At 66.3% G+C, this 20,488-nt stretch carries 22 protein-coding genes; 12 read left to right on the top strand and 10 right to left on the bottom strand.

What is annotated here, in order from left to right:
• Positions 1-48 precede the first annotated feature (48 nt).
• Positions 49-675 carry a Pr6Pr family membrane protein gene (locus tag ACFWF1_RS29960; protein ID WP_379283808.1) on the top strand — a complete coding sequence of 209 codons (627 nt, stop codon included), beginning with the start codon at positions 49-51 and terminating at the stop codon, positions 673-675.
• 234 nt (positions 676-909) lie between these two features.
• Positions 910-2,133, top strand: a complete 1,224-nt coding sequence (locus ACFWF1_RS29955; RefSeq protein ID WP_379283809.1) for an aspartate aminotransferase family protein — start codon at positions 910-912, stop codon at positions 2,131-2,133.
• 100 nt (positions 2,134-2,233) lie between these two features.
• On the opposite strand, the gene ACFWF1_RS29950 is transcribed toward ACFWF1_RS29955, so the two are convergent.
• Positions 2,234-2,767, bottom strand: a complete 534-nt coding sequence (locus tag ACFWF1_RS29950) for a GNAT family N-acetyltransferase (RefSeq protein ID WP_379283810.1) — start codon at positions 2,765-2,767, stop codon at positions 2,234-2,236.
• A gap of 127 nt (positions 2,768-2,894) precedes the next feature.
• Here ACFWF1_RS29950 and ACFWF1_RS29945 point away from each other — a divergent pair, with 127 nt between their 5' ends.
• Entirely contained in the window at positions 2,895-4,526 is a 1,632-nt protein-coding gene (locus tag ACFWF1_RS29945; protein WP_379283812.1) for an acyl-CoA synthetase, read from the top strand.
• Positions 4,527-4,788: 262 nt separating this feature from the next.
• Here the strand turns inward: ACFWF1_RS29945 and ACFWF1_RS29940 are convergent, their stop codons facing one another.
• Positions 4,789-5,520 (bottom strand): SDR family NAD(P)-dependent oxidoreductase, encoded by a 732-nt coding sequence (locus ACFWF1_RS29940; protein ID WP_379283813.1) that lies wholly within the window; start codon positions 5,518-5,520, stop codon positions 4,789-4,791.
• Between the two features lie 261 nt (positions 5,521-5,781).
• Here ACFWF1_RS29940 and ACFWF1_RS29935 point away from each other — a divergent pair, with 261 nt between their 5' ends.
• The 4 genes from ACFWF1_RS29935 (at position 5,782) to ACFWF1_RS29920 (ending at position 9,060) form a co-directional block, all read left to right on the top strand.
• The gene (locus tag ACFWF1_RS29935; RefSeq protein ID WP_379283815.1) at positions 5,782-6,819 is read left to right on the top strand and encodes an AraC family transcriptional regulator ligand-binding domain-containing protein; all 1,038 of its coding nucleotides are present in this window, start codon (positions 5,782-5,784) and stop codon (positions 6,817-6,819) included.
• Positions 6,820-6,914: 95 nt separating this feature from the next.
• Entirely contained in the window at positions 6,915-7,595 is a 681-nt protein-coding gene (locus ACFWF1_RS29930) for a DUF5134 domain-containing protein (RefSeq protein ID WP_379283817.1), read from the top strand.
• A gap of 69 nt (positions 7,596-7,664) precedes the next feature.
• The gene (gene sigK, locus ACFWF1_RS29925) at positions 7,665-8,339 is read left to right on the top strand and encodes an ECF RNA polymerase sigma factor SigK (RefSeq protein ID WP_379283818.1); all 675 of its coding nucleotides are present in this window, start codon (positions 7,665-7,667) and stop codon (positions 8,337-8,339) included.
• A complete protein-coding gene (locus tag ACFWF1_RS29920; RefSeq protein WP_379283819.1) occupies positions 8,332-9,060 on the top strand; it encodes an anti-sigma factor domain-containing protein in 729 nt (242 codons plus the stop codon). Before sigK ends, ACFWF1_RS29920 begins: the two co-directional genes overlap by 8 nt.
• A gap of 344 nt (positions 9,061-9,404) precedes the next feature.
• Here ACFWF1_RS29920 and ACFWF1_RS29915 read toward each other — a convergent pair whose 3' ends face one another.
• The 3 genes from ACFWF1_RS29915 to ACFWF1_RS29905 form a co-directional block, all read right to left on the bottom strand.
• Positions 9,405-10,079, bottom strand: a complete 675-nt coding sequence (locus ACFWF1_RS29915) for a PhzF family phenazine biosynthesis protein (protein ID WP_379283820.1) — start codon at positions 10,077-10,079, stop codon at positions 9,405-9,407.
• A 150-nt stretch (positions 10,080-10,229) separates the two neighbouring features.
• Complete coding sequence (locus ACFWF1_RS29910; protein ID WP_357378915.1) at positions 10,230-10,769, bottom strand: carboxymuconolactone decarboxylase family protein; 540 nt, start codon at positions 10,767-10,769, stop codon at positions 10,230-10,232.
• A gap of 84 nt (positions 10,770-10,853) precedes the next feature.
• Positions 10,854-11,441: a peroxiredoxin gene (locus ACFWF1_RS29905; protein ID WP_107658151.1), complete on the bottom strand. Its 588-nt coding sequence runs from the start codon at positions 11,439-11,441 to the stop codon at positions 10,854-10,856.
• Between the two features lie 123 nt (positions 11,442-11,564).
• Here ACFWF1_RS29905 and ACFWF1_RS29900 point away from each other — a divergent pair, with 123 nt between their 5' ends.
• Positions 11,565-12,473 carry a hydrogen peroxide-inducible genes activator gene (locus ACFWF1_RS29900; protein WP_379283822.1) on the top strand — a complete coding sequence of 303 codons (909 nt, stop codon included), beginning with the start codon at positions 11,565-11,567 and terminating at the stop codon, positions 12,471-12,473.
• Positions 12,474-12,539: 66 nt separating this feature from the next.
• Positions 12,540-13,034 (top strand): gamma-glutamylcyclotransferase family protein, encoded by a 495-nt coding sequence (locus ACFWF1_RS29895; RefSeq protein ID WP_379283824.1) that lies wholly within the window; start codon positions 12,540-12,542, stop codon positions 13,032-13,034.
• Here ACFWF1_RS29895 and ACFWF1_RS29890 read toward each other — a convergent pair.
• Both ACFWF1_RS29890 and ACFWF1_RS29885 read right to left on the bottom strand, forming a co-directional pair.
• Positions 12,996-13,313: a hypothetical protein gene (locus ACFWF1_RS29890; protein WP_379283825.1), complete on the bottom strand. Its 318-nt coding sequence runs from the start codon at positions 13,311-13,313 to the stop codon at positions 12,996-12,998. The two genes, ACFWF1_RS29895 and ACFWF1_RS29890, sit on opposite strands and share 39 nt — an antisense overlap.
• Positions 13,314-13,316: 3 nt before the next feature.
• Positions 13,317-13,625, bottom strand: a complete 309-nt coding sequence (locus tag ACFWF1_RS29885) for a hypothetical protein (protein ID WP_379283826.1) — start codon at positions 13,623-13,625, stop codon at positions 13,317-13,319.
• A 109-nt stretch (positions 13,626-13,734) separates the two neighbouring features.
• Between ACFWF1_RS29885 and ACFWF1_RS29880 the strand changes: the two genes are divergently transcribed.
• From ACFWF1_RS29880 to ACFWF1_RS29870, 3 genes are all read left to right on the top strand, one after another.
• Positions 13,735-14,325 carry a TetR family transcriptional regulator C-terminal domain-containing protein gene (locus tag ACFWF1_RS29880; RefSeq protein ID WP_379283827.1) on the top strand — a complete coding sequence of 197 codons (591 nt, stop codon included), beginning with the start codon at positions 13,735-13,737 and terminating at the stop codon, positions 14,323-14,325.
• A gap of 75 nt (positions 14,326-14,400) precedes the next feature.
• Entirely contained in the window at positions 14,401-15,135 is a 735-nt protein-coding gene (locus ACFWF1_RS29875; protein ID WP_379283828.1) for an SDR family NAD(P)-dependent oxidoreductase, read from the top strand.
• On the top strand, positions 15,135-15,335 hold the full coding sequence (locus ACFWF1_RS29870; RefSeq protein WP_379283830.1) for a 4-oxalocrotonate tautomerase family protein: 201 nt from the start codon (positions 15,135-15,137) through the stop codon (positions 15,333-15,335). The genes ACFWF1_RS29875 and ACFWF1_RS29870 overlap by 1 nt, the downstream gene beginning before the upstream one ends.
• A gap of 156 nt (positions 15,336-15,491) precedes the next feature.
• Here the strand turns inward: ACFWF1_RS29870 and speD are convergent, their stop codons facing one another.
• The 3 genes from speD to ACFWF1_RS29855 all read right to left on the bottom strand — a co-directional run bounded on the left by speD (position 15,492) and on the right by ACFWF1_RS29855 (position 20,474).
• Entirely contained in the window at positions 15,492-16,694 is a 1,203-nt protein-coding gene (speD, locus tag ACFWF1_RS29865; protein ID WP_379283831.1) for an adenosylmethionine decarboxylase, read from the bottom strand.
• Positions 16,695-16,702: 8 nt separating this feature from the next.
• Positions 16,703-17,803 carry a type III PLP-dependent enzyme gene (locus ACFWF1_RS29860; protein WP_379283832.1) on the bottom strand — a complete coding sequence of 367 codons (1,101 nt, stop codon included), beginning with the start codon at positions 17,801-17,803 and terminating at the stop codon, positions 16,703-16,705.
• Positions 17,804-17,975: 172 nt separating this feature from the next.
• Positions 17,976-20,474 carry a DEAD/DEAH box helicase gene (locus tag ACFWF1_RS29855; RefSeq protein ID WP_379283833.1) on the bottom strand — a complete coding sequence of 833 codons (2,499 nt, stop codon included), beginning with the start codon at positions 20,472-20,474 and terminating at the stop codon, positions 17,976-17,978.
• Positions 20,475-20,488: the final 14 nt, after the last annotated feature.

Raw genomic sequence — 20,488 nt, 5'->3', positions numbered from 1 at the left:
TGTCCGGATTTACCGGGTAAACGGGGCTTGATATGCGAGGATCTGGCGATGGACGCCGATTCGGGCACGGCTTGGGTGTATCGCGGTCTACGGATCGCCTTCGGTGTGCTCGGCATCGTGGCGCTGGTGTGGATTCCGTGGCGGAACATGCACGAGGCGGCGTTCTCCACGGGAAACTACTTCAGCTACTTCACCATTCAATCGAACGTGCTCGCGGTGCTGGTGTTGCTGTTCGGCGCCCTGCGCGATCCGGACAGCCATCGCTGGGAGGTGCTGCGCGGCGCGGCCGCGCTGTATCTGCTCATCACCGGCGTGGTGTACGCGGTGCTGCTGGCCAATATCGATGTGATGCTCACCGATCGCTGGATCAACGACATCCTGCATCGGGTAATGCCGATCGTGCTGGTCGCGGACTGGGTGCTCATCCCGGCCCGCCAGCGCCTGACCCTCTCGCCGCGCCTGGTCGGTCTGTGGCTGATCTATCCGCTGATCTACGGCATCTACACCCTCATTCGTGGCCCGATCGTCGACTGGTATCCCTATCCCTTCCTGGATCCGCGGCGGCAGGGCTACGTCTCGCTGACGATCGGTTTGATCATCCTCACCGGCGTCTTCACCCTCCTGGCCGTCGCCATCGCGGCCGTCGGTGGTCGGGCGCGCCTGCGAACCCAGTGAACCCCTCGGAGCGAGAGTCCTTTCACCCGACGGGGACGCTCGCCATGGGCGCGGCGACGCGGTGTTGTCGCGTTGGAGAGAGCCTGTGGTCCGCGGACGTGGTGCTGGCCATAGGGTTGGTACCGAGCAGAGACAGGTTTGCCCTGGTTGGTGGGGTTGCCACCGCTCTGCGAGAACTCGGTAACCGTCGTCGCGATTCGGAGGGCGACACCTTCCTCCGGTAAAGGTGGACACATGAACTCGCTATGGCATGGATTTGCCGACATGGGTGCGGTCGAGCGGGACGGCGCGTTCGTCGTCGCCCGTGGCGAGGGCGCCTACATCTACGACGCCGCCGGCAACCGCTACCTGGACGCGACGGCCGGCCTCTGGTTCACCAACGTCGGCCACGGCCGCGGCGAGATCGCCGACGCGGTCGCCGCGCAGCTGCGCAAGGTCGCGCACTACTCCAACTTCGGCGACTTCACCGAACCGGCCACCCAGGAACTCGCCGAGCGACTGTCGGCCATGGCGCCGGTGCCGGGCAGCAAGATCTTCTTCACCTCCGGCGGCTCGGACTCGGTGGACACTGCCGCCAAGCTGGCCCGCCGCTACTGGCACGAGCTCGGCAAGCCGGACAAGACCATCGTGGTCGGACGGCAGAAGGCCTATCACGGCATGCACGTCGCGGGCACCGCGCTCGCGGGCATCCCGGTGAACCGCGAGGGCTACGGCGAGTTCATGGCCGACGCGCGCACCATCGAATGGGACAACGCGAAGTCGCTGCTCGCCTTGATCGAGGAGGTCGGCGCCGACCGCATCGCCGCGTTCTTCTGCGAGCCGATCATCGGCGCGGGCGGCATCTATCTGCCGCCGGACGGCTACCTCGCCGAGGTGCGCCGCATCTGCCGCGAGCACGACATCCTGTTCGTCGTCGACGAGGTCGTCACCGGCTTCGGCCGGATCGGCGGATCCTGGTTCGCCTCGTCGCGCTTCGACCTGCAGCCGGACCTGATGACCACCGCCAAGGGCCTCACCTCCGGGTACGTCCCGATGGGTGCGGTCTTCATCGCGCCGCACATCGCCGAACCGTTCTTCGCGGGCGGGGTCTGGTGGCGGCACGGCTACACCTACGGCGGGCACGCCGGTGCCGCTGCGGCCGCGCTGGCCAACCTGGACATCGTCGAGCGGGAGAACCTCCTCGACGAGTCGGCCCGGCTGGAGGCCACACTGCACGCAAAGCTGGCCCCGCTGGCCGGACACCCGCGTGTCGCCGAGGTGCGCAGCGGACTGGGCGCCGTCGCCGCCGTGCAACTGGTCGATCCCGCCGAGGGCCTGCCGATGGTGAAAACCCTCCGTGCCCATGGTGTTTCGAGTCGTGCCGCAGGCCAGGGCGCCATGCAGATCTCGCCGTCGTTCGTGATGACCGACGAGCAGGTCGACGAGCTGGTCGAGGGCTTCACCCGCGCGCTCGGCTGAGCTCCTGCTTACTGATCTGCGGCACGCTTTCTGATCTCCCGCACCGGGAATCGCATGCGAATCTCGGTGCTGGAAATCAGAAAGCGTGCCGCTGTGCTGATCAGAGCGTGCGCGTCATGAAGTGGCTGAACGGGTCGAGTTTGTAGTTGCCGAAAGGTTCGCAGAATTCGAAACCGTGGGCGGCGTAGAGCTTTTGGGCAGGAGTGAAGAAGTCTTGGGTGCCGGTCTCCAGGCTCACCCGCCGGTATCCGCGGGCGGTCGCTTCGGCCAGCAAGTGGCGCAACAGAGTTGACGCGATGCCGCGGCGTTTGTGCGTCGCCGCCGTGCGCATGGACTTGATCTCGGCGTGCTCGGCGTCGAGCTGTTTGAGTGCGGCGCAGCCGGCCAGGGTGTCGCCGTCCCAACCGCTCCACACAGTGATCTCTGGACGGCGCAACGCGTCGAGGTCCAACGCGTGCATGCTCTCAGCGGGGGATTGCGCGCCCAACTCGGCTACGTGTTCGGTGAGCAGTGCGGCGATCTCCGGTCCGGAGAGGTCGTCGATAACGATGCGCAGTGTGAGCTTCGAGCTGGTCGAGGTCGAGTCGGTGGCGCGGGCGCCTGCGGTAGCAGACTGGTCGGTGTTGCTAGACATTTGTCCATAATGCATCGAAGCGCGGCGTCATGATCACTCGACGGACCCCGATCGACCGGCTTTACTGAGAGGGCACTTGCCCGCACTTGCTCGGCGGACGTCGTTGTCCGGCCAGGGGGTCTGAATCATGAAGCTCGCCAAGGTCGCAACCCTCGCCGCGGGCGCTGCTCGCCGTGCCGCCGACGAAACCTATTACGCCACATTGGCCGTGCGGGCCGGCCTGGTGACGCCGGAACGGCCGGACCGGCTGGCCAAGATGGGTGCGGCTGTCTACCGGTTCGGCCTGCTCGGCGCGATTCCGTCGGTCGCCGCCCAGCGTTATCGGGACCGCACGGCACTCATCGATGAACTGGGCTCGATCACCTTCCGCGAACTCGACGATCGCACCAGCGCGCTGGCCAATGCCTGGCGGGCCCGCGGCCTGCGCGACGGCGAGGTCGTGGCGATCCTCGCCCGCAACCACCGTGGTTTCCACTACGCGGTGTTTGCCGCGGCCAAATGCGGTGCCCGAATCGTATTGTTGAACACTGATTTCGCGGGCCCGCAACTGCGCGAGGTGGTCAGCAGGGAGGGGGCAGACCTGCTGGTGTTCGACGAGGAGTACAGGGAGGTGCTCGGCGATCTCACCGCGCCGCGCGGGCGCTACCGTGCCTGGGCCGAGCAGCCCGGCGTCGACACGCTGGAGAATCTGATCGCGGGCGCGGCTCGATCGACTCCGCGACGGGCCACTACCACCGCGAAGGTCATTCTGCTGACCAGCGGGACGACCGGCACCCCGAAGGGCGCACCGCGCAGCGAACCGACCTCGCTGGCTCCGCTCGGCGCGATCCTCGACAAGGTGCCGTTCCGGGCCCGCGAGATCACCGAATGCCCCGCGCCGATGTTCCACACGCTCGGCTTCGCGCACATGTTCATCGCGCTCGGCTTCGGTTCGACGCTGGTGATCCGTCGCCGCTTCGATCCACAGGTCGTGTTGGACAGTCTGCATCGTCATCGCGCCACCGCGTTGGTGGCGGTGCCGGTGATGTTGCAGAGGTTGGTCGATCTCGGCCCGGAAGCTCTTGTGGGACATGACTTTTCCACGCTGCGGATCATCTTCGTCGCTGGCTCGCAGTTGGGTGCCGATCTGTGTACCAAGGTGACCGAGGCGTTCGGTCCGGTCGTCTACAACCTGTACGGCTCCACCGAGGTGGCTTACGCGACCATCGCTACCCCCGCCGACCTGGCGGTTGAGCCGGGATGCGTGGGTAGCCCGGTGTCGAGCGCGATCGTGAAGATCCTCGACGAGCACGGTGCGGAACTGCCCGCGGGGCAGACCGGCCGGATCTTCGTCGGCAACAATTTCCAGTTCGAGGGCTACACCGGCGGCGGCGACAAGGTACGCGTCGGCAACCTGATGTCGACCGGCGATGTCGGCCACTTCGATAGTGTGGGAAGGCTTTTCATCGACGGCCGAGACGACGACATGATCGTCTCCGGCGGCGAGAACGTCTTCCCCAGCGAAGTCGAGGAGCTGCTCTCCGCGCACCCGGCGGTCGCGGAAGTGAGTGCGTTCGGCGTGGACGACGATCGATACGGGCAGCGATTGCGTGCGGTGATCGTTGTGCGGGAAGGATATTCGCTCGGCGAGGACGAAGTACGTGAGCACGTGAAGGCGCACCTGGCGCGCTTCAAGGTGCCGCGCGACGTCTTGTTCATCGATGAGCTGCCGCGTAACCCGACGGGGAAGGTGCTCAAACGCGTACTGCGCGAGCTCTGATCGCGATCAACGCTTGCCCGTTGCGTGTGAGTCAGATGCCCGAACGTGTGGTGCGCTGTGCCCGTTGCGTGTGGGCGAGGTGGTCGATCGTGTGCTTCGGTGCGCCCGTTGCACGTGAGTGAGGTGCTCGCCGATGTACCGCGCAGTGCCTGTTGTGCGCGCTCGAGTGCTCAACGTCGCACTGCGCGAGCCCTGTTCGAGCTACGTCCGTGGTGTGCGATCAAGGTGTTCGAAATGCGTGCTGTGCGAGTTCTGGTCGGACTCAGTGGCTCTGCCCGTTGCGCGTGAACATGCGGCGCAGGATTCCGCCCTGCGGGCGCAGCGCGGCACGTAGGGCGCTGGTCGGTGGCACGCTGATCAGGCCGCCTCGCTGGTGCACGACACAGTCGACTACTGAGTCGGCCACGGCTTCTGGATCCCCGAGTGACCCCGAGGATACGGTGCTGACGGTCACGCCCGTGTCCGCGAGTTCCAGGTCGAGCGCCGCGCCGAGACCGACCACGCCGTGCTTGGTCGCGCAGTACACGGCGACGCCCAACGCCGCGGGGACTCCGGCCGCGGTCCCGATGTTCACGATCTGCCCGTGCCCCTGACTGATGAATCGTTCTGCAGCCAGCCGAGTTCCGATGATCACCGCCCGCAGGTTGATATCGATCTGCAGATCCGACTCGGCCTCCGATTCCGCGAGGAACGGGCCGGACGGCATCATGTCGGCGGCGTTCACCACGACATCCAAGCCGCCGAGTTTGCGTTCGGCGAAGGTGAGGAAGCTCCCGAAACGGGCACTGTCGGTGACATCGAGCGCCAGCCCGATCACCGTGCCGCCATGCGATCGGGCGAGTTGATCGGCGACCGCGCGCACCGCCCCCACATCCACGTCGCCGAGGACGATATCGGCTCCCTCCGCCAGGAACGCCAACGCGGTCTCGCGGCCGATGCCGTGCGCACCCCCGGTGATCGCGACCCGTTTGCCAGCGAGTGTCTTCCGAGACATATGTTTTCGCCTGCCTTAGTCTCCTTCGAACGCTAGAGTGTCGCTGACGTGCGCTCCATGCGATATCGGGTCAGCACTTTGCGCAATCCGGCCAGGGGTAGCTGTCCATGCTGACTTCGGCCGAAAAGGTTGCGGAGACCGGCCACGCCGAACCGGTCGGACGGTTTGGTTTACCGGGCCGAACCCCCTTGGGAGAGTGGAACATACGATCTCCGGCCAAAAACCTTGCGCATATCGGCCATAGCAAGCAACGATGGACGCGTGGCCTCATGGGAGTGGCGGCGGTCGGTGACACACGCGGTGATCCTCGTCGAGCTCGGGGAAGATCACGGTCTCACCCAGAATCAGTGCCTGCGTGGCACGGATCTGGATCCTCGGGTGCTGAAGACGCCCGGCGCGGAGATCACGGCCGCGCAGGAACTCGGTATCGTCCGCAACATCGTCACGCTGCTCGACGACAAGCCGGGCCTCGGCCTGGAAGCGGGCACCCGCACCCACATCACCACCCTCGGCGTGTTCGCCCTCGCCGTGCTCAGCAGCCCGACGATGCGACAGGCCATCGACGTCGCCATGCGGTACTTCAGCCTGATGACCTCGTTCTCCCGCGCCTGGCACGTCTACCGGGGCGAGGAGATCTGGCTCTACGGCGACGACCGCGAGCTGCCCGACGATCTGCGCGGCTTCCTCGCCGAACGCGATGTGTCCGCGCTGCTGACGAACTGGTTCCTGGTGTTCGGCGTGCCGCCGCCGGTGCTGCGCGTCGAGGTCGCGGGCGGACTGCGACCGCGGCTGGCGCCGATCTTCGACCAATTCGAGATCCCGAGCACCGATTCCGCGGAATTGCAGACCGCGGTCTTCGACGCCACCGGCATCGATGAGCCGATGCCGCAGGCCAGCCCGCTCACCGCCCAGCTGTTCGAGGAGCAGTGCGACGATCTGCTGCAGCGTCGCGGCCTGCGACAGGGCGTGGCCGGTTCGGTGCGGTCGATGCTGATGCATCAGATGAACGGCAGGCTCGGTCAGGAAGACGTCGCGGCCGGGCTGCACATGAGCTTGCGCACCATGCGACGGCGGTTGGCCGAGGAAGGCACGTCCTACCGTCAGCTCTGCGCCGAAACCTTCGGCACCCTCGCCGAGGAGCTGCTCTCGACCGGCCTGACCGTCGAGGACGTCGCCTACCGGATGGGATATTCGGGCGCGCCGAGCTTTTCGAACGCGTTCAAGCAGTGGCGTGGCGTGTCGCCGGGCCGCTTCGCGCGCTCGGCCGTCGACCGGTACCGGCAGACGGTGCCGCACTGAGATTGCGGGCCCGGCGAAAAGGGCACCCCTGCGGTTATCGGGTGCGAGCATAGAACGGGCAGGTCCACGGTCGCCGCGACGAGAGGTGGTGGGATGTGGCGCAGTTCGTGCAGGAGTACACCGCATTGCGGTGGTCGGTGGTCGCGGCGTTTCTGATCGCGGGGGCGATCGTGCTCGGGCGGTTGGCCGCGCCTGCTCGGCTGGTCGCGGGATCGGATCATGGGTGGCGGCAAGGGGGTTCGACTGCCGGCTCGGTGTCTGTCGGGTATCACGAGTCCGACGCCGCGCACCTGATCATGTGCCTGGTGATGCTCGCGATGCTGGTGTTTCCTTCCGGCGCGAACCCGTCGGCCGTGCGCGGCGTGCTCACCGCGATGATCGTGGTCTTCGCGGCCTTGCTGGCGAGCCGAATCTCGGAGTGGCACAGCGCGCCTGACCGGACGCCGGTCGAGCGGCTCGTGCCGCTGGGTTACCACACGGTAACCGCCGCGGCCATGCTGTACGCCCTGTCCGGGCACGCGATGTCGGGTCACCCCGGCGGACCTGCCGTGATTCCGGCGCTCGGGCTCGCCGCGGTGTTCGCCGCGGACGCGTTGCTCGTTGCCCTCGCCGTCGGCCGCCCACTCGCCAACACGCCGGGCTACCTGGGTATTCTCTTGCGCTCCGGTGGGTGTGTCGCGGCGCTGACCGGACCGAGCAAGCGGTCGGCGATGGTGCCGCATGTGGTCATGGATCTCGGCACCGCCTACATGTTGATTGCGGCAGTTTCGAATTGACCGGCGTCCCAGACCAATCCGCGAGCCAGCTCATACCGAACCCCTGTCTATGCAGGCAGGGATTCGGCCATGACGGAGCACGGTTTCGCTTCAGCCCATCGGTCCGGTGATCCGGCGCCGGGTGCCGACGATGCGTTACGCCTGTGCCCGCTGCCCAGCGAGCTCGATCGACATCGCTCCGCGCTGGCCGTCCGGCGACTCGCCACCTTGCTCGCGGCGACCGCAACGAGTGACCGCGCCGCGTTCACCGAGTTCTACCGGCTCACCAGCTCTCGGGTCTTCGGGCTCGCCGTGCGCATCCTGCGCAGCCACGCCGCCGCGGAGGAAGTCACGCAGGAGGTGTACCTCCAGGTGTGGTCGAGCGCCGATCACTACGACGCCGCGCTGTCGAGCCCGATCGGCTGGCTGATGATGCTCGCGCATCGCCGCGCGGTCGACCGGGTGCGCGCGGAAGCCGCCGCCGCGGTCCGCGACCTGAGCTACGCCCACTCGCACGGGTGCCGCGATCACGACGTCGTCGCCGAATCGGTGACCCAGCGGATGGAGGAGCGCGAGGTTCTCGGGTACCTGGACGCGCTCACCGCGCCCCAGCGCGAGGCGATCTCGCTGGCCTACTACACCGGGCGCACGTACCGTGAAGTCGCAGACCATCTATCGGTGCCGTTACCCACCGTGAAGACTCGCATCCGTGATGGTCTGAAGAGACTGGAGAAGTGCTTGTCCGTAGAAGGCGCCGATGGCTGACATCCCCCCGCGGTCCGACGCGGAACTGCTCGACCTGGCGTACCCGTGCGCGTTGGACGCCGTCGGCGATATCGAGCGCCGCCACATCGAGGAGCGGCTGGCGAAGGCCGAGCCCGCTGTGCGGCAAGCCTTCTCGGACACCGTGGAGCGGATGCACGAGGTGATGGCGCGGGTCGCCGCCCTCGACGCCCAGGTGCCGCCACCGGAGCTGGAGGCCCGGATTCTGGCGGCACTGCCCGACGACGGGCGCGCCGATCTTCCGTCCGCGTGGCAGCGGCGGATGCGCTGGGTGGTGCCGGTGGCCGCGGCGGCCTGTCTGGTCATCGGCGGCAGCGTGATCGCCGACCGGATCGGCGACGCGCCACCCGGAGTGCCCGGCGCGGAGCAGGTGCATCGCCAACCGGACGCCCGCACGCTGACCAAACCGGTCACCGGCGGTGGCACGGTCGTGGTGGAAGTCTCACCGCAGCAACGACTTGCGGTGGTCGCGTTCGACGGAGTGGCCGAACCGCCGTCCGGGCGGGAGTATCAGGTGTGGTTGCTGCCGACCGGTACCGAGTCGAAGCCGCGATCGGCGGGGGTGCTCGATGAGTTGCCCTCGGCAACAAAGCCTTTCGTGACCGCGTTCGACTCCGGCGAGACATTGGCCGTCAGCGTCGAACCCGTCGGCGGCTCCCCGACCCCGACAACCAGCCCGATCACAAGTGTGCCGCTGCCCTGAGCCCGATTGCCCTGTGGCAGACGCCCCTGCGCCGCACCAGCCCTGCGTGACAAACGTTTCAGCGCCCCAACACAACATGCGCATGCCTCTCGCACCAGCCACACACCGATCGTCCGCCGCGCACAGGTTTGCCTGCCGCGTTCGAATCAGCCAGCGATTTCGTGCGCGGCAGGACGGAACGTGCGCAGCCCGCCGTCGATCGCCCGCCATCGCGCTCGAGGGCGGGCGCGCGCCGGTTTGTCTGCCGCGCACGGGTTTGCTTGCCGCGTATGAATCAGCCAGCGATTTTGTGCGCGGCAGGACGGAACGTGCGCAGCCCGCGGTCGGGTGGACTTGTGGTGTGGTCAGATCTCTACTGATTGGTCGGCGACTACGCGGCCGCCGAGGCGGACCCAGCCGTCGGAGTCCCAGGCGGTGAAGAGTTGGGAACCTTTGCCCTGGGTGATGACCAGGCCGCGGCGCAGGAGGGCGGTGATGGCGACGGCTGCGGCGCCGGTGGCCTCGTCCTCGGCGATTCCCAAGGTGGGGGCGAACATTCGGGAGCGGAGGACGCCTCGGGTCTCGTCGGTCCAGGCCCAGAAGTAGTGCGGCCCGCCGGTGAAGTCGTCGGGGCGCAGGGTGGTCAGTTCGTCGAGGTCGGCGAGCTGGTGGAAGGTGAAGTCGGGGGCCCATTCGCCGCGGGCGGTGATCCAGGTGAGGCCCTCGGACAGCTCGACGGCGACCGGTCCCGCCGGGACGGTCAGTTGCCGCACCGGCTTGCCCTGTTCGGCGAACCACCAGGCGGTGCCTACCGACGGGTGGCCGGCGAACGGCAGTTCGACGGCGGGGGTGTAGATCCGCACGCGCGCGATCTCATCGACCGGGTCCTCGACCACGACGGTCTCGCTGTATCCGGCTTTCGCCGCGAGCGCCTGCCGGTCGGCTTCGGCCACGTCCGCGGCCCGGGCGATGCCCAGTTCGTTGCCGAATCGGCCTGCGGAATCGGTGAAAACTCGCACCACGTCAAGCTGTGTGCCCATGGTCGCCGAGCCTACTATCCGGTGCCGACATCGAACTGTCGCGTAGCCCACACCGCGCGTTCATCGAGTCATTGTCGCTGGTCGGGCAGGTACGACAAAGGCCGCCGACGGTCCGCTGAGCGGATCCGTCGACGGCCTCGGTTCGATTGCTCAGACCTTGGCGGCGGCAAGCGTTTCGGTCGACTCCACGGCCTGGCCGACACCGGCGACGATGGCGGCCGCGCGCAGCGATTCGAAGATCACCTCACGGGACACGCCCGCCTCACGCAGCGTGTGCTCGTGCGCCTCCAGGCAGTGCCCGCAGCCGTTGATCGAGGACACCGCGAACGACCACAGCTCGAAATCGGCCTTGTCGACCCCGGGGGTGCCGATGATCTGCATGCGCAGACCGGCCCGCAGGTCGTCGTAGCGTCCGTCGAGGAAGGCCTTGCCCCGGTAGAACACATTGTTCATGCCCATGATCGAGGCGGCGCCGAGCGCGGCGTTGTACGCCTGCTCGGACAGCACGTCCGCGGCTTCCTCGGCGATCTCGCGCAGCGTGGTCGCCGACCGGGTCGCGGCCGCCGACGCAAGCAGGGTGCCCCACAGCTGCTGTTCGTTCAGCACGGTGGTGCGCGCGAGCGATGACAGATTGAGCTTGAGGTCCTTGGCGTACTCGGGGAGGGAGTTCTTCAGGTTCTCAACGCTCATATGTCTCTATCCTCGGGTCATCCCCGCCAGCGCGGGGAGCAGTGAATTCAGGGTCGATCATCTAGTGGCGCAGTGCTTCTGGGGTCAGACGCTCGCGGCGAGCAGTTCGCCCGCGTTGATGGTCGGGTCGCCCTTCTTCCAGTTGCAGGCGCACAGCTCGTCGGACTGCAGTGCGTCGAGCACGCGCAGCACCTCGTCGACGTTGCGGCCGACCGAACCCGCGGTGACCGAGACGAACTGCACCTCGTTGTTCGGGTCGACGATGAAGGTCGCGCGGTCGGCGACGCCGTCGGCGTTGAGAACGCCGGTGGCGGCGGCCAATTCGCGCTTGAGGTCGGACAGGATCGGGAACGGCAGGGTCTTCAGGTCTTCGTGCTGGGCGCGCCACTGGAAGTGCACGAACTCGTTGTCGACCGAGGCACCGAGCACCTGCGCGTCGCGGTCCGCGAATTCCTCGTTGAGCTTGCCGAACGCAGCGATCTCCGTCGGGCACACGAAGGTGAAGTCCTTCGGCCAGAAGAAGACGATCCGCCACTTGCCCGCGTGATCGTCGCTGGTGATCTGGGTGAAGTAATCGTCAGGCTGCTGAGCGTCGACCTTGGACAGATCACCACCGATGACAGCGGTGAGGTTGTATGCCGGGAATTGGTCGCCGATGGTCAGCAAGGCCATGCCTAATCTCCTCGTTCTGGGTGGGTTTGCTAGCACTGTGCAGAAAAGCAGAAAAGCTCCCTTGCGATCTTGCCGAAGGGCTTGTGAAAGGTAAAGGTGATCAGTCGCACTACACTGATAGCCGTGACCGATCAGACTTATCAGCCGACCCTGTCACAGCTGCGTGCGTTCGTGGCGGTCGCGGAATATCGCCACTTCGGCACTGCCGCAGCGCGGCTCAGTGTGAGCCAACCCACGCTATCGCAGGCGCTCGCGGCACTTGAACACGGGCTCGGACTGCAACTGATCGAGCGGAGCACGCGGCGGGTCCTCGTCACCGCAGCGGGCATGCGGTTGCTGCCGAAAGCGATGGCAACGCTCGAGGCGGCGGATCGTTTCGTGGCGTCGGCGACCGGTGACGGGCTCGGCGGCACGCTACGGATGGGCATCATCCCGACGGTTGCTCCGTATGTGCTGCCAGGTCTTCTTCCGGAGTTACAGAAGAAGTTACCCGCGCTACACCCGCAAGTGATCGAGGATCAGACCGCACGGCTGCTGGACGGGCTGCGCACCGGCGTGCTCGATGTGGCGCTGCTGGCGTTGCCCGCCGACCTTCCCGGCCTCGTCGAGATCCCGCTGTACACCGAGGAATTCGTGTTGGTGACACCGCGCGGCCACGAGCTGGCCGGCCGCACCGACCTCGCCCCGTCCGTCCTCGACTCGCTGCCCCTGCTGCTCCTCGACGAGGGCCACTGCCTGCGCGACCAAACCCTGGACCTGTGCCGCTCGGCCGAGGTCCATCCGGCCGCGGTCGGCGACACCCGCGCCGCGTCACTGGCGACCGTAGTGCAGTGTGTCGCAGGCGGTCTCGGCGTCACCCTGATCCCGGAAATGGCCGTCGCCTCCGAGACCGCCCGTGGCACACTCGATACCGCCCACTTCGCCACGCCCGCACCGGGCCGCACCGTCGGCCTCGCCTACCGCACCTCGACTGCTCGCGCGGAGGACTACGAGTACCTCGCCGCGATCATCCGCAGCAAACGTCCGGAGTAAGGGCTGGAAGGTGTTCGGTGCCAAGCAATTTCATCGGCATTCACTTGCCCTGCGCGCGGATCGACGATGCGAGAGGATGAGCTGATGGACCAGCTGCCGGGCATTGGGAGATGGAATGCGGTTGCTGCACAGGACCGTTCGTTGTTCGCCTACGGAACACTCCAGTTCCCGGAGGTGCTGGAGGTCCTGATCGGCCGCGTCCCACAGCGAACAACCGCCACCGCGCCCGGCTGGCGGGTGGCGGCTCTACCTGGCCGCGTGTACCCCGGCCTGGTCCCCGAACCGAATGCCCTAGCCCACGGCGTCCTCCTCGCCGGTCTCACCGCTGCGGAGTGGGCGATCCTCGACGCCTTCGAAGACGACGAATACGACCTACGCCCGATCCACCTGGCCGACTCGGCGGATCCGGCCTGGACCTATGTATGGACAGCCCCTGTCGCACAAGAAGATTGGCACCGCGGCCACTTCGCCACCCACCACCTCCCACACTTCATCACCCGCTCCGCCGAATGGCGGGATGGGTCAAAGATGTGGTCCGATCGACAGAACGGTGATCACTGACACCGATTCGCCGTCGCGTTCGAAGTCCGGTCCGTACATCCAATAGATGCGCCATGCGCCCGGCGTCTGGTTCTCGATGTAGGAGTCCCAGATCTTCTCCTTCTCCAGGCCTGGAAAGTTTTGGTAGCGATGGGAATTCAGGCCGGGATAGAGCGGGTCCGTCTGCAGTAGACCCAGCGCTCTGTGCACCTTTCTGAGTTTGGTTGCCGTGTGGGGTCTTTTGGTTAGTGTGTGCAAGGCGTCGGCGGCAGCGCGCGCGAAGCGCAGTTCATATGCCACCGGTCAGGCCTTGTCCTCGGGGTCGGTGGCGAACTGCGTGAAGTCGCCGAGGTCGACCGTGTCGCCGGACTCGGCGTCTTTCACGCCCTGCCGGATCTCCGCAGCCAGGTGCGGATTTTCCCACACCATCATCTCGCGTTCCAGAATCGAGACCACTGGCACCAAAACCACCACCCCGTCGCTGTTGATGCGTATCTGGTATCGGCGGCCCGGGCGCGCACCCGCGCGCCCCAATGCGACGCGCCCGCGGGAATCGGCCTCACTTTCGCCGACGATCTCGAAGCGGCTCAGATCCAAACTGGACATTGTCATCGCATTACCTCCGTGCCCATCATGTCACCAAGTGTGCATGTGGGCAATACCCATTTGGTGTCGTTTGGCTCGATTGGCGTTTATAGACGACCGGTCGTATATTTGCGGTATGGCGCGACCGCGACGGAGTGGGGACACTCGGCAGCTTTTGGTGGAGGAGGGGGCTGCTGGGTTTTTGGCGAATGGGTATCACGGGACCGGGATCAAGCAGGTCTTGGACAAGGTGGGGGTGCCGAAGGGGTCGTTCTATAACTACTTTGATAGCAAAGAGAGTTTTGGGCGGGCGGTGATCGAGCATCATTCGCTGTGTGTGCAGCGGAATTTGAGTGAGGCGTTCGGGGGTGCGGCGGATCCGGTCAGTGGGTTGCGGGCTTTTTTCGGGCGGCTGATGGAGGACTTCGTGGCGGCGGAGTTCACCGGGGGGTGCTTGATCGCGAACCTGGGTGGGGAGCTCGAAGGTAGTGAGCTGCTTCGGGAGTCGTTGTCGAGTGCGTGGGGGATGTGGCGTGATCGGGTCGCCGAGCAACTGCGGGAAGCGCAGGGGCTGGGGATGATTCGCGGAGATATCGACGCGGTCGATCTGGCGGATCTGTTGCTCGAATCGTGGGAGGGGGCGGTGATCCGGATGAAGATCGATCGGACGTTGGCGCCGCTGAACAAGTGTTTGGACCGTTTGCTGGGGGACTACTTCATGCCCTGAACCGGGGCTTTCTCAAAAGGTCGTCTTGCTTGCCTATTCCAAGACGACCGGTCGTATCAATCAGAAGGAGTGCAGATGACGAAGACGGTGATCGTGACCGGATCCTCCAGCGGGATCGGGCGCGATATCGCCCGGGCGTTTGTGGCGCGCGGGGACACGGTGGTGCTCAACGGCCGCGATCCGGGCAAGCTGGCCGACGTGGCCGCGGAACTGGGCGCGCCTGACCGGGTTGCCACCTTCGCGGGCGATATCGGCTCTCCGGCAACAGGTTCGGAGTTGGTGCGGGCGGCGGTCGAACGGTTCGGCGGTGTCGATGTGCTGGTGAACAACGCGGGCATCTTCGGTGCCAAGCCGTTCGTGGACGTCACCGAGGAAGACCTCGACAGCTACTTGAACGGCAACCTGAAGGGCACGTACTTCACCACGCAAGCCGTGGTGCGACAACTCAAGCAGCAGGGAACCGGCGGCAGCATCGTGAATATCGGCACGGTGCTCATCAACCACGCACTGGCCGGGCTACCCGCCTCCGCCGCGCTGGTCAGCAAGGGCGGCGTACATGCGCTGACCACCAGCCTCGCCGCGGAACTCGCGGCCGACGGGATCCGGGTCAACGCGGTAGCGCCCGGCATCATCCGCACCCCGCTGTTCGGCGACGGTGACGAAACCGCCTCCGGCCGACTGGCTTTGCTGAACCGCATCGGCGAGGTCTCCGAAACCACCGCCGCCGTCCTGTATCTCGCCGACGCCGAATTCACCACCGGCCACATCTTCCCCGTAGACGGCGGCTTCATCGCAGGCCGGGCCGCCTGATGCCCTACGTCAACATCAAAGTGACCAACGAAGGCGTAACCCGAGAACAGAAGGCGCACTTGATCAAAGGCGTCACCGATCTCCTCCAGAACGTCCTCGGCAAGGACCCGGCAACCACCTTCGTAGTCATCGACGAGATCGACCTCACCAACTGGGGCGTCGGCGGCCTCAACGTCGAGGACTACCGAAACCGTTCCTAGCCGCCCAACACCTCCCCGCAACCCCGACGACTTGACCTAGGAAGCATCCTCCTGACGTAGGTTGCAGCTTGCATCACGCGTATGCAACCTGCGTCAAGTCGAAACAACACCGGCTCCCAAGTGAAATCACTTGGGAGCCGGTGTTGTTCGGGGGTTTTATACGCGCAGGGCGTATGGTTCGATTGCGCCGCGCACGAGGGCTCGGGCGTCGACGGTTTCGGGGCGGTAGGGGAGGGTGGACAGCCGGTCGGTCATGGCCTGTACCGGGTCGTCGAGGCGCTCGTTCGTGCCGAACAGGAATGTCCATTCGTGTTCGTCGCTGCCGTACTGCACGACGGTGTCGAACTGTTCGTGGAAGCGGTTCCAGGAACGCTTCAACGTCTCGTTGCGCCACATGGTCGCGCAGCCGGCCTGGGCGCTCAGCACGCCGCCGGGAGCGAGCAGGGCCCGACATCGGGACAGGAACTCGGACTCGTAGAGGCGGTTGTGCTGCGCGTCTTCGACTCGCTCGTCGGGCAGGTCGATCACGATGACGTCGTAGCGGGTGCCGGCCTCGGCGGCCTTGGCGAGGAAATCCCAGCCGTCGGCGTAGTGCACCTTGACCGGGCCCTCGCCCCGCACGGCGGCGGCCAGCTCGTCGCTGGTGTAGCCGTAGGGCAGGTGCTCGGCGCACAGCTCGACCTCGAGCTGATCGATGTCGACGTGGTCGACCAGCGTCGCGCCTGCGGCGACCGACATCTGGCTGGCCACGCCCTCACCGGAACCGATGATGAGCACCTTGTCCAGCTTCTCGGCCAGCACGAAGGCGGGAACCATCATCGCCTCGTGGTAGGTCACCTGGGAGAACTCCGTGGACTGGCGATCGTCGTCGGAGAACAGGCTGATGCCCTGCTCGGTGCGCGCGATCACCATGTGCTGGAACGGTGTATTGGTGTCCACGATGACCTCGTGCAGGTCCCAGATGCGGGTCAGGCCCGCGCCAACTGGTTCCTCGATCCGCTGCGAGCCGTGCCCGCGGCGGATGACCTGCATTCGAACATCCTTGGGAGACAATCTATCTCGTAGGAGTTCGACGGCTTTCGACGCACCGGCGCCGATACTGCCGCAGGTGAAAACGTCGACAAAGATGTCGCCGGACTCCGGATAGGTGTGAATCGAGGCGTGAGACTCCGACAACAGCGCGAGGACAGTCACCCCCTGCGGATCGAACTTCTTGTGTACGACATCGCAGATGGTGACGCCCGCCGCGATCAAAGACTCACGCAACGCCGATTCGAGTCGTTCGAGGTCGTCGCAAAGGGTCGCGTCGACACCACCGAACTCGGCCAGCACGTGCCAGCCGGTGAAATCCGCCGTCATGGGCAAACTCACTCTCGCTCAGCGCCCGAGACATGAACGGTCAGGGGCGGAAAACCATTGAAGGACACCGACGAATAACTCGCGGTATAGGCGCCGGTGTCGAGGATCTGGATGCGATCACCGGCTCGCAACGTGGTCGGTAGGAGGACACGCGTGCGTTGATACAGTACATCGTCTCCGTCGCAGGTCGGACCAGCCACCACTGCCTCGTCGACAGGGTCACCGTCCCGATCCGTGACGAATCGATAGGCGATGTACTCGTTCTCGGTCTCGGCCATGCCGTTGTAGCGGCCGATGTCGAGATACACCCAGCGCCGGGCGTCCGGCGCGATGCGCACGCCGACAACTTCGGCGTGGATGATGCCCGCGGAACCGACCAGCGCGCGGCCGGGTTCGACCACCAATCCGGCGGTCCCGGGCAGGAATTCGGCCGCGGCGGCGTCGATCACCGCCGCGATCTCGGCGAGGGCGGGCGCGGGATCGGCGTACGCGATCGGCAGTCCGCCACCGATATTCACGGATCGGACGTGAATATCCTTGTCGGCCAACGCTTCCACGATGCGTCCCGCCTGCTCGACGCCGATCCGCCAGGCGTCCGGATCGAGTTGCTGGGACCCGACGTGGAAGTACGGCCCCCCGACGATCAACCCGAGGTCACGGGCCCGCACCAGCAGCCGGAACGCCTCACCCGGCGTGCAGCCGAACTTGGTGCCGAACGGGGTGCGCGACTCGGGAGCCGAAGCGAGGAAGCGGCATTCGACCTCCGAGCCCGGCGCGTGCTCCACGATGCGCAGCAGATCGTCCTCGGTGTCGAAGGCGAACCGGCGCACGCCGAGCGCGTAGGCGCGGGCGATGTCGGCGGCCTTCTTGATCGGGTTGCCGTAGCAGAGCGTGTCGGGTTCGACACCGAGCGCGAGGCACAGCTCGATCTCGCCGATGCTGGCGACATCGAACTCGGCGCCTTCCTCGTCGAGCGCGCGGATGATCTCCGGCACCGGACTTGCCTTGACCGCGAAGCGAATCCTTGCCGCGGGCATGGCGGCATGGAGCGCGTGGAAATTCGCACGCACTCGCTCGGGATAGATGACAAGAAACGGTGATTCGGGCATAGTTGATCTTTCGCTTGGCAGCAGCGGAGAGAGTATCAGCGGCCCCTACCCAGAAACGAATCCGTCAAACCTCGTGCCGGTGGCACCTCAGCGAACCACCCGTAAACGGGCGTGAGATAGCCGCTGACCTGTATGGATTCTGTAGTGATTCGGGTGGGGCGGGCGGTGCGCCTCAGCCTGCGGAGACCGTGATCTCGTCGAAGACGACCTCACCCGCGGCGTCGGACTCGGCCAGATCCACCACACCGACGATCGACCAGCCATGGTCGCCCGCCGGGTCGTCGAGGACCTGACGCACCTGCCAGAAACCGGGTCTTCGTTCGATCTGGAACAGTTGCGGTCCGCGCGCGTCCTGGCCGATGCCGATGCGCTCGTACTCCTCGAAATACGGGGCCAGCTCGGTCTCCCAGTCCGGCCCGGTCCCCATGTCGGCCAGCACATCCCAGCGGCGCAGCGAGGCCAGCTCGACCCGGCGGAACATGGTGTTGCGGATCATCACCCGGAACGCGCGCTCATTGGCGGAGATCGGGCGCACCGTCTCGGCGCCGAAGGCGAGCTGGTCGGTGTCGATCTCCGCGCCGGGGTTGGTGAGCTGCTCCCACTCGTCGAGCAGGCTCGAGTCGACCTGACGGACCAGTTCGCCGAGCCACTCGGTGATGTCGTCGAGTTCCTCGGTGCGTGCGGCGTCGGGCACGGTGCGGCGCAGCGCGCGGTAGGCGTCGGCGAGGTAGCGCAGCACCACGCCCTCGGAGCGGGCCAGCTCGTAGAACGAGATCAGCTCCGCGAAGGTCATCGACCGGTCGATCATGTCGCGCACCACCGACTTGGGTGACGGCGCGAATTCCGACACCCACGGGTGCCCGGCGCGGTAGGTCTCGAAGGCGGGCTCGATCAGCTCGGCCAGGGGTTTGGGCCAGGTGACCTCTTCGAGCAGCTCCATTCGCTCGTCGTACTCGATGCCGTCGGCCTTCATCTCGTTGATCGCCACACCGCGCGCCTTGTGCTGCTGAGCCATCAGCAGCTGGCGCGGATCCTCGAGCGTCGATTCGATGAGGGACACCACATCGAGGGTATAGCCGGGCGCGTCTTTGTCCAGCAGGTCGAAGGCGGCCAGTGCGAACGGCGACAGCGGCTGGTCGAGAGCGAAGTCGCGTTGCAGGTCGACGGTGAGGCGGGCGCGGCGGCCCTGCGCGTCGGGTTCGTCGAGCTGCTGAACCACGCCGGCGTCGCGCAGCGCGCGGTAGAGGCGGATGGCGCGCAGGATGTGTTTGCGCTGGGCCGGGCGCGGCTCGTGGTTGTCCTCGAGCAGGTGGCGCATGGCGTCGAAACAGTTGCCCGGACGGGCAATCACGTTGAGCAGCATGGAGTTCGTCACGCTGAAGCGCGACACCATCGGCTCCGGCTGGGCGGCGACGAGGCGGTCGAAGGTTTCCTCGCTCCACGAGACGAAACCCTCGGGCGGCTTGCGGCGCACCACCTTTCGCTGCTTCTTCGGGTCGTCGCCCGCCTTGGCGAGCAGGCGGGTGTTCTCGACTTCGTGCTCGGGAGCCTGGACGACGACGGTGCCCATGGTGTCGTAACCCGCGCGACCCGCCCGGCCCGAAATCTGGTGGAACTCACGGGCTTTCAGCCTTCGGGTGCGGACGCCGTCGTACTTGGTCAAGCCGGTGAGCAGCACGGTGCGGATGGGCACGTTGATGCCGACGCCGAGGGTGTCGGTGCCGCAGACCACCTTCAACAGACCCTCTTGGGCGAGACGTTCGACCAGGCGACGGTACTTCGGCAGCATGCCCGCGTGATGCACGCCGATGCCGTGCCGGATCAGCCGGGACAGCGTTTTGCCGAAACCGGAGGCGAAACGGAATTCGCCCAATGCCGTGGCGATGGCGTCCTTTTCGGCGCGAGTGGCGAAATTCACGCTGGTCAGCGCCTGGGCGCGTTCGAGGGCGGCGGCCTGCGTGAAATGCACCACGTAGACCGGGGCCTGGTGGGTGGTGACGAGTTCTTCGAGGGTTTCGGTGATGGGGGTGCGCGCGTAGGAGAAGGTCAGCGGGACCGGGCGTTCGGTGCCCGCGACGATGGCCGACGGGCGGCCGGTCCGTCGCTGCATGTCCTCGGCGAAGAAGTCGACCTCACCGAGGGTGGCCGACATCAGCAGGAACTGCGCGCGCGGCAGTTCCAGCAGCGGAACCTGCCAGGCCCAGCCGCGATCCGGGTCGGCGTAGAAGTGGAATTCGTCCATCACGACCTGGCCGACGTCGGCGGCCGAGCCCTCGCGCAGGGCGAGGTTCGCGAGGATTTCCGCGGTGGCGCAGATGATCGGCGCATCCGCGTTGACCGCGGCGTCGCCGGTGACCATGCCGACCTTGTCCGCGCCGAAGACCTCGCACAGGGCGAAGAACTTCTCGCTGACGAGCGCCTTGATCGGGGCGGTGTAATAGGTGCGTTTGCCCTGGGCGAGGGCGATGAGATGCGCGCCGACCGCGACCAGGGACTTACCGGAACCTGTTGGCGTCGCCAAGATCACGTTGGATCCGGACGCCAATTCGAGCAGCGCCTCGTCCTGCGCCGGATACAGCGGGGTGCCCTGCTCGGCCGCCCACGCCCCGAAGGACTCGTAGAGGGCGTCGGCGTCGGTTCCCGGTATCTCCAGCAGCTCGGTCAGATCCACTCCGAACACCCTAC

Source organism: Nocardia sp. NPDC060255 (assembly GCF_042727395.1).
Taxonomy (GTDB): Bacteria; Actinomycetota; Actinomycetes; order Mycobacteriales; family Mycobacteriaceae; genus Nocardia.
This window is presented reverse-complemented; position numbering and strand designations above follow the sequence as displayed.